Source organism: Kribbella sp. NPDC051936, assembly GCF_040680955.1.
GTDB lineage: Bacteria > Actinomycetota > Actinomycetes > Propionibacteriales > Kribbellaceae > Kribbella.
Map to the genome: position 1 here is coordinate 429,239 of NZ_JBFAXS010000009.1, position 16,341 is coordinate 445,579.

Below are 16,341 nucleotides of genomic sequence, written 5' to 3' on the forward strand. Positions count from 1 at the left end.
CTGCGGACCGATCCTGTCCGCAGGTCGTCCTACGGTGAGGTCATGACCACGACACAGGAGAACTTGCTCGACCTATCCGACTTCGCGTGGCAGCGACTGCGCGACCGGGTCGCCGGGCTCACCGACGAGGAGTACTTCTGGGAGCCTTTCGACGGCTGCTGGACGGTCCGGAAGACAGATTCAGGCTTCGCGGCCGACTGGGCCTGGATCCCGCCGGAGCCGGCGCCGTTCACCACCCTGGCGTGGCGGATCACCCACATCGTCGACATCCTGCAGGAGGACCGCACCGCCACGTGGCTCGGGCACCAGCCCGCGGACGACGACGGTCAACCCCCGGTACCGGCGTCGGCGGCGGAGGCCGTGACCGCACTCCAGCACGCGTACGACGTGTGGCGCCGACGGCTTGCGGCGTTCAGTCAGGACGACCTGGATCGGCCCATGGGGGAGATCGCGGGCCCGTGGGCGGACCACGACGGGACGGCGTTCGTGCTGCACATTCTCGACGAGCTGATCCATCACGGCGCCGAGGTCGGGTCCGTCCGCGACTTCTACCGGGGCCTGCGCGCCGAGGACCCGTTCGCCCCCGCCCTGGCCGGCGACGTCACGCCGGCAGACCGGCCGGCCCTGCTCGCCGAGGCCGCCGCCGCCCAGCGCTGGGAAGTCATCCCGCGACTCGCCGACCTGGGCTTCGGTCTCAACGAGCGCACACCGAATGGCGTCACCGCGGCGCATCTCGCCGCGGGCACCGGATCCCTCGATACCCTCCGCTTCCTCGTCGAGCACGGCGCGGACCTGTCCCTGACCGACCCCCGCTTCAACGCCGACGTCCTCGGCTGGGCCACCTGGTTCAAGCAGTCAGAGGCAGCCCAGTACCTCACGGCGCGAACGCACTCCGGGAGCGGTGTCTGAGCTTGCCCGGTGGGATCGCGGACGCGAGCGACCGGGCGAGGGCGTCGAGGGTGTCGTGGACGCCTTGGGTGAAGATCTCCAGGTCGGGACAGCTGTCCCGGTCGGCGGCGGCAGTGATGTTCAGTTGGCCCGCGTACGACAGCGCGGCGACAACCAGCGTCAGGTTGCCCATCGGCGGCATCAGGGGGAACGTCTCCAGCAATCCTGCGCCGGCGAGATAGAGCGGCACCGGCGGGCCAGGGACGTTGCTGACCACCAGATTCACCGACCGCTGCCGCGGGAACATCCGGTACCAGACGCGTTGCCCCGCGACGAACCGGAAGATTCCACTGCCGGCCTCCGGACGTGCCTCGTGCTTGCGCGCGGCGGTCTCGGCAGCGATCAACTCGAGTCGCCGGACCGGGTCGGACTCGCCGACCGGTAGCGGCACCATCATCCAGCCAGGCTTGTTGCCCTTGGCTTGGGCAGGACCCTCCTGGTGCTGGGAGATCGTCACCATGGCCCGCTGCACCAGGCCGTCGATGTCCTCACCGCGGCTTGCCAGCAGCCGGCGCAGCCCGCCTGCCACGGCCGCCAGGATCACGTCGTTGACCTTGGCGTGCTGGACATGGGCGATCTGCTGAGCAAGGTCGAGTCGGCCGCGTACGACGGACAACCGGCGCTCGGCACCGACCGGTTGGTTGAGGCTGGTCTGTGGAGCAGGCTGCTCGGTGAGGACCTCACGCCACGCCGGCAGGGTACGTCGTACCTGCTGCACCGTCCGCCGCGGATGGACGACGCCCGAAACCCCGCGAGCCAGCTCCTGCCCGCGGCGGTGCAGGTTGTCGCGCAGCAGCTGGCCGGCCGACGGGATCGGCCTCGGCGTCCACGGCGGTGCTCCGGGAGTGGACGCATCGGCGCTCAGGTCGAGCAGCGCCGCGAAGGCAGCCATCGCCGCGGGCCCGTCCGCGAAGACGTGGTGAACCTTCAAGAACGCGCCCATGCGATGCTCCGGCAGGCCGGGGAGCAGCCAGAGCTCCCACAGCGGCCGGTCTGGATCCAATCGGGGCCTGGCCAGTTCCTCACACGCCCGCAGTAATTGGGATTCGTCGGAAACCGCGTGGACCTTGACGTGGTCTGCGATGTCGAAGGAGGGGGCGTCGACCCACAGCGGCCAGCCCAACCCCAGCCGCGGCCGGTACAGCACCTGCCGGAATCGAGGGACGAGCTGCAGTCTCGGCTCCAGGTGCCGGCGGACCGTGTCGACACGGACGCGGCCCTGCTCGTCGAGCAGGCTGGTGCCGTCGACGACGGCGAGTCCGCCGATGTCCGTGGACCAGCCGTAGTCGTCCCACAGCAGCAGGAACAGGTCCGACGCTGTCAGTCGTTCCAGGCGACGTCTGCCGGCCATGACGTCACGCCCCCTTCTCGGCTACACGGCCGGGATCGGTTCGAGTCCCAGGACGAACGAGTACACCGCGAGTCCTCCGGCGTGCTTCTTCCCCAATTGCTTCAGCTCGTCCGAGACCTCGCCGAAGGCCGTCATGCGGTGGTCGTACGCGTACTTCTCGAAGAGAACCGCTCGCGCCGCCATGACATGCGCGTTGTGCTCGATCAGCCCTTCACCGCTCTGGTACGCCTCGTGGACCTCGCACTCGGTGCCGTCGGCGTTGACGAACCAGTCGTAACGGATGGTGTGCGTGTCCAGCTCCCGCGTCAGCCGCAGGAGCTCGGCCGCCTGGGCCTTGAATCCCTCCAGTTCGCCTGGCCGGAGCTTCAGCTGAGCGTGTACCTCCAGATGGGCCTGGGCTGCACCGGACGCCGATGGCCGGATTCCGTCCAGGAACGAGAAGACGGCCGGGGCCGCTCCCGTGCGAGCCTCGACCAGGTCGAAGAAGTCTTGCGAAACCTCGCCGTACAGAGCCGATCGATGGTCGTAGGCGTAGTCGCGGAAGAGGATCGTCCGCGCCGCCATGATGTGGGTGTTGTGCTCGGCCAGTCCGTGTTCGTCCGTGAACAGCTCGTGGACCTCGCACTCGCTGCCGTCCTCGTTGACGAACCAGTCGCAGCGAAGCGTGTGCGTGTCCTGCTCCCGGGTCAGCCGGAGGATCTCGGCCGCCTGGGCCTTGATCCCCTCGAGCTGGCCTGGGCGAACCTTGAGGTGAGCGATGACTTCCAGGTTCGCCATGACCGCCTCCTCACACGTTCTTCGGTACGTGGCTCCGGAACATCAGCCGCATGACCTTGTGGCCGAAGTCGGACGTCGGGTCGAACATCAGCGGGCACCCTCCGTCGATCACCGTGATGCCGTGCTGCCGCCCGTACTCGGTGGCGGCCGTCGACACGCTGCCCTCGCCGGGGCCGCGGTGCATCCACACCTGGGTGATCCCGAGTTCGGCGCACTCGCGCACCGTCTCCTCGGCCCTCGACGGCGCCGTGGCGATGACGACGGCGTCGACTCCTCCGGGGATGCCCTTCAGGTCGTGGTAGCAGCGGTCGCCCTCGACCGAGTCGGCGTTCGGGTTGACGGCGAACACCTGATAGCCCCGGTCCCGCAGGCGCTTGTACACGACGTTCGCGCCGTGGTCCTTCGGCTTGCGCGATACACCCGTCACCGCGATCCGCTTGTTCGTCAGGAACGCGGATGCAGCTTGCTGCATTGTCGGCATTTGTCGACCTCCCCTCATGCCGGACCGGAAACACCGAGCGGCGACAGACCGAGTTGCGCCGCGACGGCCGCGTTGTCGTAGTACAGGTTGTCGAGCACGACCTTGCCGTCGCGGACTCGTACCAGTTCCATGCCCTGCACCTCGATGCGCTTGCCGGTCGGCGGCAGTTCGGTGCCGTCGGGCAGCGTGACCGGACCGGTCTGTGTCCCGACGAACACGAACTCGTCCGCGAACGCGTCGCCTTGCTCGACGTAGCTGGTGTAGCGGTGGGCGAGGTCCGAGAACGTGCCGAGTTCCTTGCCCAGGCGCTCGCGGATGGCGCTGCGCCCTTCGAAGAAGCCGTCGGGCATCAGCTGGACGGCGTCCTCGGCGTACAACTCCATCACGCCGTCGAGATCGCCCTTGTTGTACCTCTCGATGTACTGCTCGAGGAGTTCTCTGTAGTTTCCTGTGGCTGCCTCTCGTTCTGTCGAGTTCTTGGACTCCCGTTCGACTTCGATCGAGTAGTCCGCCGCGTACGCAGCGACGGCGCCGATCGCGGCCACCGTCGGCGCGACGAGGAATCCGACCACGCCGACCGTCACCGGTACCTCGATCACGGGCTTGCCGTCGGAGTTCTTGATGATGATCCGGCGCACGTTACCTTCGTGGACCAGTTCCCTGACCTTCTCCACGAGGTGTCCGCCCTTGACGTCGATCTTCTCGGTCGTCGTCGTGACTTGCTGACCCATGGTGGTCACCTCCGCACCTGTGCCTCAGGGGCGTCGCCCTACTCAACGCATGCTGGTCTCCGGGATCGCTTCGAGGCAGGGCCGAACGGCACCTTTCATCAGCTCGCCGACAGGCCGCTCGGCTCGGCCACAGAGGTCCGTTGCCTCTGTGCGCGAGTGCGGGCACGGGGATGAAATGGGCGTCGCGTGCCTTCGCCGTCGACCGGCGAAGAGCTCGTCAGGGGACGAAGGCTCGTTGGGAGCGGTGGCGGAAGGCCCGGGGTGAGAGGGCGTGGGCCGTGGTGAAGCAGCGAGTGAAGTACGACTGACTGCCGAAGCCGCAGCGGGCGGCGATGCTCGCGACCGTGGCGTTTGTTGCCGCCAGTAAGGATGCGGCGTGTTCGAGGCGGAGGTCGGTGACGAACGCGGTCGGGGTGACTCCGTAGGCCGCGCGCATCGAGCGGGACAGGTGGGCGGGGCTGACGCCGGCGAGCTTCAGCAGCCGCGGTACGCCGCCGCGGAGGTTGTCCTCGGCGCGCATCGCCGTACACGCCTTCGCCAGCCAACCGGGTACGCCGGGGCCTGCCGTCTCGTCGTCGGGTGACACCAACTGGAGCAGGTCGATCCAGAACCGCAGCAGGTCGTAGGGGCCGGGCGCGTCCTGGAACCGCTCCAGCGCGTGCTCGAAGACCGCGATCGCCCCCGTCCCGCGGAAGGCCACCGGCCGGCGCGCCGACGCCCAGCTTGCCGTCGGGTCGGTGCGCGTCAGGTCGAGGAATCCCTGCCAGGCCGAGCTCGGGAACGCGACGTTCACGAACTCCAGGCCGTCCGGCGCCGAGCCGCGGACGGCGTGCCGGTCGCTCGGCCGGATCAGGAGCACCTCACCGGGACGCAACTGCTCGACGCCGGTGGTCAGCAGGTGTTCGCCGCTGCCGGACACGATGCCCATGAACTCGTGGAAGTCGGCATGGGTGTGCAACTCGGTGTCCCTGGCCCTGGCCGGGATCCGCACGCGAGCTGCGTGGTACGGCCGGCCGAACGCGTGCGCCTCGAACCGCAGGATCTGCTCCACATCAAGACGGTACAAATTCCTGTCGCAGCGCTGCTAGTTCCCCGGTCCGCCGGAGCGGCACGCTGAAGGCATGTTCGAAACAGACGGCTACGTCATCTTCCGCGACGTCATCGACCAAGACCTGATCAAGGAAGTGAACGATCATGTCGAGTGGCTGCAGGCCCGGCACCCCGAGGTCCGGCCCGAGCAGCTCGGACATGTCTACCTGCGCGACGACCCGTTCTGGGTGCGGCTGGTCAGCGACGACCGGCTCGTCGACATCGCCGAGAAGTTCATCGGCCCGGACATCGCCCTGTTCGCGTCGCACTACATCTCCAAACCGCCGTACTCCGGCCGGCCGGTGCTGTGGCACCAGGACGCGGCGTTCTGGCCGCTCGACCCGATGGAGGTGGTGACGCTCTGGCTCGCCGTCGACCACTCGACCCCGGAGAACGGCTGTGTCCGGGTGATCCCGGGGAGCCACCGCTCCGAGGTGGCCGGGATGCGCGACAACATCGAGGTGGAGAGCGTGCTCGGCAAGGAGATCGCGGTCGAGGTCGACGAGACCCGGGCCGTCGACATGGTGCTGGCCCCGGGCGACGTCGAGGTGCACCACCCGAACATCGTGCACGGCAGCAACGCCAACACGTCGCCGTACCGGCGCTGCGGGCTGACCATCCGCTACATCCCGACGTCGACCAGGATCACCGACCCGGAGTCGCCGTACCCGAGCGCCTTCCACCTGCGCGGTGCGCCCGGGGTGAACAGCTACCAGCCGCGGCCGGCGTACGTCGAGGGCCGGCACTTCCCGTTCAACGGCGCCTGAGCCCGGACAGGCGAAAGGGCCCGCCCCCGGGGGACGGGCCCTTTCGACGACTCACTCGAGGCAGATCCGGAACGGGTGTCCCGCCGGGTCGGCGTAGATGCGCCAGCCACGCGCGTTGTCGGCGGGCGGTGGGTCCAGCGGGTCGAGCGGCTCGGCCCCGAGAGCGACCACGGTGGCGTGACCGCTCGAAAGGTCCTCGACGATCAGGTCGAGATGGAGATCCTGCGCGTCGGTGCCGGGCCACGTGGCCGGCACGTACTCCTCCGAACGCCGGAAGGCCAGCGTCGAGAACCCCAACGAGGAACCGGGGCCGGTCAGGCTCCGCCAGTCCTCGTCGCCGTTCTCGTCGATCTCCAGCCCCAGCAGCGCCGAGTAGAACTGGGCGAGCTCGAGTGGGTCCGGGCAGTCCAGAACCACCGAGCCGAGCCGCCCGGCAGTACTGCCCGGCTGCTCTGCCACCTGCGTCATCTGTCCTCCACTTTCTGGTACGTCAGCCTGCCCCTGGTCCCGGGGCAGGTGCGGGCAGGGCCCTCTGGTCGGAAGGCCCGGCCGCCTACGATGACAGGTCGCGGGGACAGTTCGCATCTTTCGACACGCGTTCTCGCCGACCGAGCCGATCGCTGACAGTGAAGAGACGATTTCTCTACCGCTGAAACCCCTATACACTGGTAGCGCGGCGGCGTTCGCCGAGCTTGCGGATCTTGGCCCGGGTCCCGCAGTCCTCCATCGAGCACCAGCGCCGGGAACCGTTGCGGCTGCGGTCCAGGAACAGCCAGCCGCACCCGCCGTCGTCGACCGGGCAGGCCCGCAGCTGGCGCAGCTCGACGGTCCGGATCAGCTCGACCGCCGCGACCACCAGCCGATCGGGGATCAGCTGCGCCGGCGACGTCCCGACCACCAGCTCGGCGATGCCGCGGTCGCGGGCCGGATCCGGGATCAGCATCGACCGCGCGGCCGCCGCCGACCAGCGCAGCATCAGCCGCTCGAACGCGGAACCTTCGCTCTGCTTGACGCCGTCGGCCGCGATCACCGCGTGCGCGGCCCGCGGCGCGAGCACGTCATAGGTCGCCTCGCGGATCTCGAGCGTCGCGTTCAGCGCCTTCACGGCCAGCTCCGGGGCCGAGCGCCAGGTGCCCTCGACGGCGCTGTAGTCGCGAAGGTCGATCAGTCCGCTCCGGCGGCTCCAGGCCAGCAGTTCGGCGGGAGAGGTGAGGTGGTCGACCTCCGCGGCGCCGCCTCGCGTGCGCGGGCTGACCGTGTTCACGAGGTCGAGAGCCGGGTGGCCGCCCACGATGCGATATTCCCCGCGAAAACTGTCGGTCATGGATGAGACGCTACCACTGTCCGATATTTTACCGGGATCAGGTGACCCATGACCCTCTCGTCCCGCCGAGCCGGCGCCGCGCTGGCGTTCCTCGGCGTCTCGACCTTCTCGTTCGTGACCATCGAGGTCCTCCCGATCGGTCTGCTGACCGTGATCGCGGACGACCTCGGGCGGTCGCGTTCGCAGGTCGGCCTCCTCGTCACCGGGTACGCCGCTGTCGTCGTGCTCGCGTCCATCCCCCTCGCCCGGCTGACCCACCACCTCCCCCGCCGCCTGGTGCTGACCGGCACCCTCGGGGTCCTCACGGTCGCCACCGCACTCTCCGCCGCCGCCCCGTCGTACGAGTTGCTGTTCGCCGCGCGACTCGTGATCGCTCTCGCGCAGGCGCTGTTCTGGTCGATCGCGCCGCCGATCGCGACCAGCCTCTTCCCGCCGGAGTTCCGCGGCCGGGTGGTCGCACGGCTCGCGATCGGGACGGCGCTGGCGCCGATCCTCGGCATCCCGCTCGGCACCTGGCTCGGCGAGCAGGCGGGCTGGCGGGTGCCGTTCGTGGTGATGACCGTGCTCGGCGCGGCCGCCTGCGCCGGGATCGCCGCCCTGCTGCCGCGCACCGAGGTGCAGGACAGCCCGTCGCGCCGGGGCAGCTCCCCCGACCTCCGGCGGTACGTCGTCCTGCTCGTCACTTCGGCCGTCGGCGTGACCGGGTTCCTCACGTTCAACACCTACGTCACGCCGTTCCTGCTCGACATCTCCGGGTTCTCGCCCGACGTGCTCGGCCCGATGCTGCTGGCCAGCGGCGCCGGAGGCCTGGCCGGCACGCTGATCGTCGGCCGCATCCTCGACCGGTATCCGTGGGGCACGACCGTGGTTCCTCTCGGGCTGATCGCGCTCGGCCTCTTCGGCTTGTACGCGCTGGGACAGGTGCAGGCCGTGACGGTCGCACTGATCGCGCTGATCGGTCTGTCCTTCAGCGGCCTCGCCGTCGCCGTCCAGAGCAGGACACTGCAGGTTGCCCCGGGCAGCACCGACATCGCCTCGGCCGGGACAAGCTCGGCGTTCAACGTGGGCATCGCCGCCGGCGCCTTCGTGGGCGGCGCGCTGATCGACACCACGACTGTGCGCGCGGTTGCGCTCGTCGGCGGTCTGCTGGCCGCGGCCGGAGCCCTGGTGATGCTGAGCGAGCCCCTGCTGGTCCGGCGCCGGGCCGGCGTGCCAGAGTGCGCCCATGACCTTTGTGAAGAGCCGGCCTGACGCGCCGGCGGGCTTCTTCGAGGTCGAGGCCGCCGGTCTGCGCTGGCTGGCCGTGCCTGGCGGCGTCCCTGTGGCCGAGCCGCTCGATGTGTCTCCCACCCAGCTGACGATCACCAGGCTGGACAGCGCACCGCCGACCGAGTCCGACGCCGAGGACTTCGGTCGGCGGCTGGCTGTCACGCACGACGCCGGTGCCCGCTATTTCGGCGTACCGCCGGACGGGTGGCGCGGCGACGGGTACATCGGCACGCTCCCGCTGTCGCACGCGTCAGAGCCCGTGACGTCGTGGGGCGAGTTCTACGCCAACCTGCGCCTGCGGCCCTACCTGCGTGCCGCCCGTGACGAGGGCATCTACCTCGACGACGTCGAGCGGGTCTGCACCCGGCTGGAGGCGGGTGCGTACGACGACCCGTCGGACGAGCCCTGCCGGATCCACGGCGACCTGTGGTCCGGCAACGTGCTCTGGACGCCGGACGGTGTCCACCTGATCGATCCGGCCGCGCACGGCGGGCATCGCGAAACGGACCTCGCGATGCTCGCGCTGTTCGGGCTGCCGCGGCTCGATCGAGTCCTTCGCGCGTACGACGAGGCGCACCCGCTCGCGGACGGCTGGCGGGACCGGATCGGGCTGCACCAACTGCATCCCCTGGTGGTGCATGTCGTGCTCTTCGGCGGCAGCTACGTGACGCAGGCCCTCGACCTCGCCCGGCGGTATTGAAGCCTCTTGACGTAAAGCCGCTGTCCGCGAACACTCTCGATCATGATTCCGCAGCCCACAGCGCAGCAGCCGCTCCCCGACGAGACCTTCACCCTCCAGGCGGACGCCACCATCGGCGTCGACGACCCCGCTGCCCAGCCGATCGCCGAGCGGTTCGCCGCGCGCCTGCGGGGGTCGACCGGCTTCGCGCTGCCGGTGCAGGACGGCGCCGGCACCATCACGCTGTCGACCGGCGGCGCCGAGTCCCTGGGCGCCGAGGGCTACGAACTCCGCGCGGACGCGTCCGGCGTCACGATCACGGCAGCCGGCGCCGAGGGCGTGTTCCGCGGCGTCACGACGCTCCGCCAACTGCTCCCGGCCAAGGCCGAGGCCGGCAGCGCCCAGGAAGGCCCGTGGGAGATCGCCGGTACGACGATCACGGACACCCCGCGGTACGGCTACCGCGGCGTGATGCTCGACGTCACCCGGCACTTCTTCACCGTCGACCAGGTGAAGAAGTTCATCGACCTCGTGTCGCTCTACAAGATCAACCGGCTGCACCTGCATCTGTCCGACGACCAGGGCTGGCGGATCCAGGTGGACTCCTGGCCGCGCCTCACGGAGTACGGCGGCAGTCTGCAGGTCGGCGGCGGCGCGGGCGGCGCGTACACGAAGGCCGACTTCGCCGAGATCGTCCGGTACGCCGCGGAGCATTACCTGACCGTCGTACCGGAGATCGACACTCCGGGGCACACGAACGCCGCGCTCGCGTCGTACCCGGAGCTCAATCCGGACGAGGTCGCGCCCAAGCTGTACACCGAGACCGAGGTCGGGTTCAGCACGCTGACCGTCGACAAGGAGCGGACGTACGAGTTCCTCGCCGACGTGTTCCGCGAGGTGGCCGAGCAGACGCCGGGCGGCCTGCTCCACCTCGGCGGCGACGAGGCGCACTCGACGCCGCACTCCGACTACCTGACCTTCGTACCGAAGGCCGCCGAGCTCGTCATCAAGCAGGGCAAGACCGTCATGGGCTGGCACGAGATCGCCGACGCGCCGCTGCCGGCCGGCACGGTCGTGCAGTACTGGGGCACCGAGGACGAGAAAGCACAGGCGCTCGCGCTGAAGGCGGTCGAACAGGGCGCGAGGCTCGTCCTCTCGCCGGCCAACCGGGCGTACCTGGACATGAAGTACCACGAGGAGACGCCGCTCGGCCTGCAGTGGGCCGGCCTGGTCAGCGTCGAGCAGTCCTACAGCTGGAACCCGGCGACGCTGATCCCGAACGTGCCGGCGAGCGCCATCGACGGCGTCGAGGCGCCGCTGTGGACGGAGACGCTCGACGACCTGGACAAGGTCGAGTTCATGACCTTCCCGCGGCTCCCCGGGATCGCCGAGCTCGGGTGGTCACCGGAGTCCGCGCTCGACTGGACGACGTACCGCGACCGGCTGGCCGAGCAGGGATCGCGGTGGGAGGTGCTCGGCGTCAACTTCTACCGGGCACCGGAGATCGACTGGCGCTGACCGACCCGGCCGAGTCAGCCGTCCGACCCGAGGACCCGGTCGAGCAGCCACGCGGTGGTCTCGTCCAGGTCCTGCTCGGCGACGGTGTGCGTCGTGGTGTCCGCGTCCCGCACCTCCAGCCGGTACACGTACCGGTCCGGCTGCGGCCGGCCGGAGCCGAGGTCCTTGGCGCCCAGTGCGCGGACCGCGGCCTCCAGCCGGTCCGCGTCCGGCTGGCCGGTCGTGTCCAGTTCGCCCTGCTGGATCAGCCCGGCGAAACCGCCGCTGCGGGTCACGCTGACGATCACTGCTGCCTCCTCGCGGTTGCGTGCCCTGCAACTCCAGCGCACCTGCCCCGCACCTGTCCACAGCCGCGCGACACGCCGGGAAATCCGATCAGAATTCTGCGTCCATCACCCGGCGTACCGGTGAATTGTCCTTCGTTGCCAATGCCCGGCGCCCGCCGCCGCCTGCGAAACAGCAGGTCGGCGCGTGATTTGCGGTGCCGGACCGCGACCGTCACGGCCGGATTCGGCCGGGCACGGAGGGTAACGACCGGCGACAATCAGCGACACGTGTTTGTGGTCACCCCTACCATCAGCCCGCAGAACGGCTACAGTTATGGCGTTGCAAGTTTGGACTCCCTGACTTTTGCTGTGCTGCATGGCCGGTCTGTCGTCTGGGGCCTTTCGGCGACGCGCGGCTCATGAGGTGTGGGTCGCGGATTGTTAATAGCCATCGAGGAGATAGACAATGGCTGTCGGTACTGTCAAGTGGTTCAACGCTGACAAGGGCTTCGGCTTCATCACCCCGGATGACGGTGGCGCGGACGTGTTCGCGCACTACTCGGCCATCCAGATGTCGGGCTTCCGCTCGCTGGACGAGAACCAGCGCGTCGAGTTCGAGATCACCCAGGGCCAGAAGGGCCTGCAGGCGGAGAACATCCGCGCGATCTGATTCGTCGGATCACCCTTCTAGAACCTACGAGGGGGCCGCACACCGCGATTGGTGTGCGGCCCCTTCGCCGTTTCCCGGGTCTAATGGAAGCGTGACCGAAGACCCGCGGTACAGCCGGCCGGACGAGGATCCCGGCGAGCGCCTCGACCGCCACTGGATCGAGCTCCTCCAGGAGCTGCGGCTGGCCCAGACCGGCACGCAGATCCTGTTCGCGTTCCTGCTCGGGATCGCCTTCCAGGCCCGCTTCCAGGACGCGGGCAGCTTCGTCCACACCGTGTACGCCGCCACGCTGATCGCGTCCGCCCTGTCGGTCGGCCTGTTCGTGGCGCCGGTGTCCTTCCATCGGCTCATCTACCGCCGCCAGCTCCGGCACCGGATGCTCCCGATCGCCAGCCGGATGGCGATCGCCGGCCTGATCTTCCTGATCGTGGCGGTCGCCGGCGGCCTGCTGCTCGCCCTCGACGTCGTCCTCCCCCGGGGGATGGCCGTCCTCGCCGTCGCCTTGATCCTGATCTGGTTCACGATCTTCTGGTACGGCGTCCCGGCCTACATCCGGCGCACTAGCGGAGACGAGGAATGACCTCGGTCGCGATCGTCTCCAGCACCGCCTCCGAGCCGGCGTACACGCCTTCGGAGCGGGGCCAGTGGGTGATGACGTCGGTGAAGCCGAGGCCGGCTGCGCGGCCGACGGCGTCCTCGAAGGCGGACGGGCTGGACAAGGCGTAGACCTTGGAGTCGAGGGACAGGTAGCGGTCCAGGTGGCGGCCCTCGAGAAGGTCGTCGAGGCGGTGGCTGAGGTCGGCGACCGATGTGAACCAGGTGTCCAGGTCGTCGGCCGCTCCCCCGGTCGTCATCCAGCCGTCGCCGTGTTCGGCGGCGAACCTGACCGACCGTGGACCGTTGCCGGCCAGGATGAACGGGACGCGCGGTTGCTGCACGCAGCCCGGCAGCGTCCGGGCGTTGCGCGTTTCGAAGTACTCGCCCTGGAAGTCCACGCCGTCCGTGGTGAGCAGCGTGTCGAGCAGGTTCACAAACTCCTCGTAGCGGTCCTGCCGCTGCCGCGGTGTCCGGTCCGGCCCGCCCTGGATGGTCGCGTCCAGGCTGCCGCCGGCGCCGATCCCGCACCGGAAGCGGCCGTCGGAGACGTCGTCGATCGCCAGGATGTCGCGGGTCAGCGCGAGCGGGTGCCGGAAGTTCGGCGACGTGACGAAGGTGCCGAGCCCGATCGTCTCCGTGGCGAGCGCGGCCGCCGTCAGCGTCGGCGTCGTCCCGTACCACGGTGAGTCCTGGAGACCGCTCCAGGTCAGGTGGTCGTACGTCCACGCATGGTCGAACCCGTACTCCTCAGCCCGCCGCCACCGCGGCGCGGCGTCCCGCCACCGGTACTCCGGCAGGATCGCGATCCCGAAACGCATGCACCGCACCCTACCGAGTGTGGCCGAGACCACGATTGTTGCGTTTTGCCACGATCTCCGACACGGTCGTAAGGCCCTACCCCCGACACAACAGAACGGAGGCGCGCCGAAGCGCGGCGTGACTTACCTGTGGCCATCGACATCGACAGCCAGACAGAGACTCCCGACCACGCAGCACATCCCGCAATCGCCACACCACCACCACCCGGCAGCCGAAGTCGCGGCTCCGGACTCGACCGCGTCACCTTCGGGGTCACCGCGGTCATCGCCCTGGCGTTCGTCGCCTGGGGCATCGTCGACGCCACCGGTCTCGGTACGGCGTCCACCTCGGCCCTCGGCTGGGTCGAACAGAACACCGGCTGGCTGTTCGTCCTGCTGGCCTCCGGCTTCGTCGTCTACGTGATCTGGCTGGCGGCCGGACGCTACGGGCGGATCCCGCTCGGCCGCGACGACGAGGAGCCCGAGTTCAAGACCGTGTCCTGGGTCGCGATGATGTTCAGCGCCGGCATGGGCATCGGCCTGATGTTCTTCGGCGTCAGCGAGCCGCTGTCGCACTTCGCCTCTCCTCCGCCCGGCACCGTCGAGGGCGGTACGTCGCAGGCGCTGGAGACCGCGATGGCGACGACGCTGTTCCACTGGACGCTGCACCCGTGGGCGATCTACGCGGTCGTCGGCATCGCGATCGCGTACGGCACCTTCCGGCGCGGCCGCTCGCAGCTGATCAGCGCGGCGTTCGCTCCGCTGCTCGGACGCCGTACCGAAGGGCCGATCGGGAAGGTGATCGACGGGCTGGCGATCTTCGCGACGCTGTTCGGATCGGCCGCGTCGCTCGGGCTCGGCGCACTGCAGATCGGGTCCGGCGTCCGGATCCTCGGCTGGCTGGACAAGACCGGCAACGGCGTCATGGTCGGCGTCATCGCCGTACTGACCGCGGCGTTCGTCGCGTCCGCCGTGTCCGGCGTTGCCAAGGGCATCCAGTGGCTCTCGAACATCAACATGGTGCTGGCCGTCGTGCTCGCGGTCTTCGTGTTCGTGGTCGGCCCGACGGTGCTGATCCTGAACCTGGTCCCGACCGCGATCGGCGACTACTTCCGCGACCTGGCCGACATGGCCGCCCGGACCGAGGCCAGCGGCGGCGACGCGATGGCGACGTGGCTGTCCGGCTGGACGGTCTTCTACTGGGCCTGGTGGATCTCGTGGACGCCGTTCGTCGGCATGTTCATCGCCCGGATCAGCCGCGGCCGCACGATCCGGCAGTTCGTCACCGGCGTGCTGCTGGTGCCGTCGCTGGTCAGCCTGCTGTGGTTCTGCATCTTCGGCGGGACCGCGATCGACATCCAGCGCGGCGGCACCGACATCGCGGGCGCGTCGACGACCGAGGGCCAGCTGTTCGGCATGCTCGACCACATCCCGCTCAGCGCGGTCACCACGATCATCGTGGTCGTCCTGGTCGCGATCTTCTTCGTGTCCGGTGCGGACGCGGCGTCGATCGTGATGGGCACGCTGTCCGAGAGGGGCGCGATCGAGCCGAAGAAGCCGCTGGTGATCTTCTGGGGCGTGCTCACCGGCGCGGTCGCGGCGGTGATGCTGCTCGCCGGCGGAGGCGGCTCGGATGCCCTGCAAGGCCTGCAGAATCTGACGATCGTCGCGGCGCTGCCGTTCGCGGTCGTGATGGTCGGGCTGGCGGTGGCGCTGGCCAAGGACCTGCGCACCGATCCCCTGATGCTGCGCCGCGAGATCGGCTCGGAGGCGGTCGAGGCGGCGGTCATCGAGGGCGTCGGCCGGCACGGCGACGACTTCGCCCTGGTCGTCTGCAACGGCAACGGCAACGACGGGCAGCCGCAGGACGAACCTACGAAGTAGGCGTGGGGAACGTGGCTAGGGAGCTGGTGCCGATGCTTCCTAGCCACACCTTGCCGTCACGTTCGCGGACGCCGGTGGGCATGTGGAAGTCCGGGTGCTTGGCGCGCAGGTCGTGGACCAGCGCGCCCGTCTCGTCGTACGCCTGGATCTCGATGATGTCCGCGGCCTTCGGCTTCAGCGCGTCCGGCAGCGCCCAGACGACCTTGCGGAGCGCCGGGTGCTTGGGCAGCAACAGGTCGAGGACGGCGTTGCGCGGCGAGCCGACCGCGACCCAGATCAGGCCGTCGGAGCCACGCGCGATGTTGTCCGGCAGCCCCGGGATCTCGGCGATCTGCACGGGCTCGGCGCCGTCCGTCGTGAGGTCGAGCTTGTACAGCCCGTACGTCGCGGTCTCGGCCCAGAACAGCGAACGGCGGTCGCTGCTCAACGCCACGCCGTTCGGGAAGCCGCGGCCGGTGGCCAGCCGGGTGATCTCCCCGTCGGGCGTCCGGCGGTACACGCTGCCGGTGGTGCTGTGCTCGAGGAGATCGGCCATCCACTCGTCGATGCCGAACCGGGTCGAGGAGTCGGTGAAGTAGATCGTGCCGTCCTCGGTGACGTCGGCGTTGTTGCAGAACCGCATCGGGCGGCCGTCGATCTCCGACAGCAGCGTGCTGATCCGGTGGTCGCGGTCGAGGGTGAGCAGACCTCGGTTGGCGTCGCAGATCAGCACCTTGCCGTCCGGCAGCCACTCCAGCCCGAGCGGCCGGCCGCCGGTGTCGGCGAGCGTGCTGATCGTCAGGCCGTCGGCGCTGACGCGCAGGATGCGGCCGTCGTACAGCCCGGTGAGGACGCTGCCGTCCTCGTCGATCAGCGTGTCCTCGGGGCCGGCGCCCGGCAACGCGACGACCGCCACCTCGATCCCGGTCGGCGTCCGGGCCGGCGGCGCGGGCGGCGGAGTCCAGCGGACGGGCGCGATCGACGACTTCATGCGCAGACCCTAGCGCGCCGTAGTCACCCAAGCACCCCCGGCCACCCGCCTCCCGCCTCCCCGCCGACCCAGGCGGCCCGCCCGTTTGAGGGGTTAACCTCCGAAAGGCACCGTTCACCAGTTGCATGCGACTGGTGAACGGGCAAGCGGACGGGTTAACCACTCAAACGGGTGCGGGTGCGGGTGCGCGGGTGTGCGGGTGCGGCGGGCATGACGAAGCCCG

At 69.5% G+C, this 16,341-nt stretch carries 18 protein-coding genes; 8 read left to right on the forward strand and 10 right to left on the reverse strand.

Features of this window, described 5'->3' with window-relative positions; translation table 11 throughout:
- The first annotated feature begins 42 nt into the window (after positions 1-42).
- The gene (locus AB0L64_RS32380; RefSeq protein ID WP_363716340.1) at positions 43-909 is read left to right on the forward strand and encodes a DinB family protein; all 867 of its coding nucleotides are present in this window, start codon (positions 43-45) and stop codon (positions 907-909) included.
- Here AB0L64_RS32380 and AB0L64_RS32385 read toward each other — a convergent pair.
- The 5 genes from AB0L64_RS32385 to AB0L64_RS32405 all read right to left on the reverse strand — a co-directional run bounded on the left by AB0L64_RS32385 (position 875) and on the right by AB0L64_RS32405 (position 5,339).
- Positions 875-2,299: a wax ester/triacylglycerol synthase family O-acyltransferase gene (locus AB0L64_RS32385; protein WP_363716342.1), complete on the reverse strand. Its 1,425-nt coding sequence runs from the start codon at positions 2,297-2,299 to the stop codon at positions 875-877. The genes AB0L64_RS32380 and AB0L64_RS32385 overlap by 35 nt on opposite strands.
- Before the next feature lie 21 nt (positions 2,300-2,320).
- Positions 2,321-3,076: a hypothetical protein gene (locus tag AB0L64_RS32390; RefSeq protein WP_363716344.1), complete on the reverse strand. Its 756-nt coding sequence runs from the start codon at positions 3,074-3,076 to the stop codon at positions 2,321-2,323.
- A gap of 10 nt (positions 3,077-3,086) precedes the next feature.
- Positions 3,087-3,557 (reverse strand): CoA-binding protein, encoded by a 471-nt coding sequence (locus tag AB0L64_RS32395; protein ID WP_363716346.1) that lies wholly within the window; start codon positions 3,555-3,557, stop codon positions 3,087-3,089.
- 14 nt (positions 3,558-3,571) lie between these two features.
- Positions 3,572-4,288 (reverse strand): DUF4342 domain-containing protein, encoded by a 717-nt coding sequence (locus AB0L64_RS32400; protein ID WP_363716348.1) that lies wholly within the window; start codon positions 4,286-4,288, stop codon positions 3,572-3,574.
- A 217-nt stretch (positions 4,289-4,505) separates the two neighbouring features.
- Complete coding sequence (locus AB0L64_RS32405) at positions 4,506-5,339, reverse strand: AraC family transcriptional regulator (RefSeq protein ID WP_363716350.1); 834 nt, start codon at positions 5,337-5,339, stop codon at positions 4,506-4,508.
- 70 nt (positions 5,340-5,409) lie between these two features.
- Between AB0L64_RS32405 and AB0L64_RS32410 the strand changes: the two genes are divergently transcribed.
- Positions 5,410-6,144 (forward strand): phytanoyl-CoA dioxygenase family protein, encoded by a 735-nt coding sequence (locus AB0L64_RS32410; RefSeq protein ID WP_363716352.1) that lies wholly within the window; start codon positions 5,410-5,412, stop codon positions 6,142-6,144.
- A gap of 51 nt (positions 6,145-6,195) precedes the next feature.
- On the opposite strand, the gene AB0L64_RS32415 is transcribed toward AB0L64_RS32410, so the two are convergent.
- Both AB0L64_RS32415 and AB0L64_RS32420 read right to left on the reverse strand, forming a co-directional pair.
- A complete protein-coding gene (locus tag AB0L64_RS32415) occupies positions 6,196-6,612 on the reverse strand; it encodes a VOC family protein (protein ID WP_355692545.1) in 417 nt (138 codons plus the stop codon).
- Positions 6,613-6,802: 190 nt separating this feature from the next.
- Positions 6,803-7,468, reverse strand: a complete 666-nt coding sequence (locus AB0L64_RS32420) for a CGNR zinc finger domain-containing protein (protein WP_363716355.1) — start codon at positions 7,466-7,468, stop codon at positions 6,803-6,805.
- A 48-nt stretch (positions 7,469-7,516) separates the two neighbouring features.
- On the opposite strand from AB0L64_RS32420, the gene AB0L64_RS32425 reads away from it, so the two are divergent.
- The 3 genes from AB0L64_RS32425 to AB0L64_RS32435 are packed head-to-tail and all read left to right on the forward strand — an operon-like array spanning position 7,517 to position 10,934.
- The gene (locus tag AB0L64_RS32425; RefSeq protein WP_363716357.1) at positions 7,517-8,719 is read left to right on the forward strand and encodes an MFS transporter; all 1,203 of its coding nucleotides are present in this window, start codon (positions 7,517-7,519) and stop codon (positions 8,717-8,719) included.
- Complete coding sequence (locus AB0L64_RS32430; protein ID WP_363716359.1) at positions 8,694-9,437, forward strand: fructosamine kinase family protein; 744 nt, start codon at positions 8,694-8,696, stop codon at positions 9,435-9,437. Before AB0L64_RS32425 ends, AB0L64_RS32430 begins: the two co-directional genes overlap by 26 nt.
- Before the next feature lie 42 nt (positions 9,438-9,479).
- Entirely contained in the window at positions 9,480-10,934 is a 1,455-nt protein-coding gene (locus tag AB0L64_RS32435; protein WP_363716361.1) for a beta-N-acetylhexosaminidase, read from the forward strand.
- A gap of 14 nt (positions 10,935-10,948) precedes the next feature.
- Here AB0L64_RS32435 and AB0L64_RS32440 read toward each other — a convergent pair whose 3' ends face one another.
- Positions 10,949-11,221, reverse strand: coding sequence for a protealysin inhibitor emfourin (locus tag AB0L64_RS32440; protein ID WP_363716363.1), 273 nt, complete (start codon positions 11,219-11,221; stop codon positions 10,949-10,951).
- Positions 11,222-11,666: 445 nt separating this feature from the next.
- Here AB0L64_RS32440 and AB0L64_RS32445 point away from each other — a divergent pair, with 445 nt between their 5' ends.
- Complete coding sequence (locus AB0L64_RS32445; RefSeq protein WP_134100749.1) at positions 11,667-11,870, forward strand: cold-shock protein; 204 nt, start codon at positions 11,667-11,669, stop codon at positions 11,868-11,870.
- A 91-nt stretch (positions 11,871-11,961) separates the two neighbouring features.
- Positions 11,962-12,450 carry a DUF6328 family protein gene (locus tag AB0L64_RS32450; RefSeq protein ID WP_363716366.1) on the forward strand — a complete coding sequence of 163 codons (489 nt, stop codon included), beginning with the start codon at positions 11,962-11,964 and terminating at the stop codon, positions 12,448-12,450.
- On the opposite strand, the gene AB0L64_RS32455 is transcribed toward AB0L64_RS32450, so the two are convergent.
- Complete coding sequence (locus AB0L64_RS32455) at positions 12,431-13,285, reverse strand: LLM class flavin-dependent oxidoreductase (RefSeq protein ID WP_363716368.1); 855 nt, start codon at positions 13,283-13,285, stop codon at positions 12,431-12,433. The two genes, AB0L64_RS32450 and AB0L64_RS32455, sit on opposite strands and share 20 nt — an antisense overlap.
- 129 nt (positions 13,286-13,414) lie before the next feature.
- On the opposite strand from AB0L64_RS32455, the gene AB0L64_RS32460 reads away from it, so the two are divergent.
- Positions 13,415-15,148, forward strand: a complete 1,734-nt coding sequence (locus tag AB0L64_RS32460) for a BCCT family transporter (protein WP_363716370.1) — start codon at positions 13,415-13,417, stop codon at positions 15,146-15,148.
- On the opposite strand, the gene AB0L64_RS32465 is transcribed toward AB0L64_RS32460, so the two are convergent.
- The gene (locus AB0L64_RS32465; RefSeq protein ID WP_363716372.1) at positions 15,138-16,118 is read right to left on the reverse strand and encodes an SMP-30/gluconolactonase/LRE family protein; all 981 of its coding nucleotides are present in this window, start codon (positions 16,116-16,118) and stop codon (positions 15,138-15,140) included. The genes AB0L64_RS32460 and AB0L64_RS32465 overlap by 11 nt on opposite strands.
- Positions 16,119-16,341: the final 223 nt, after the last annotated feature.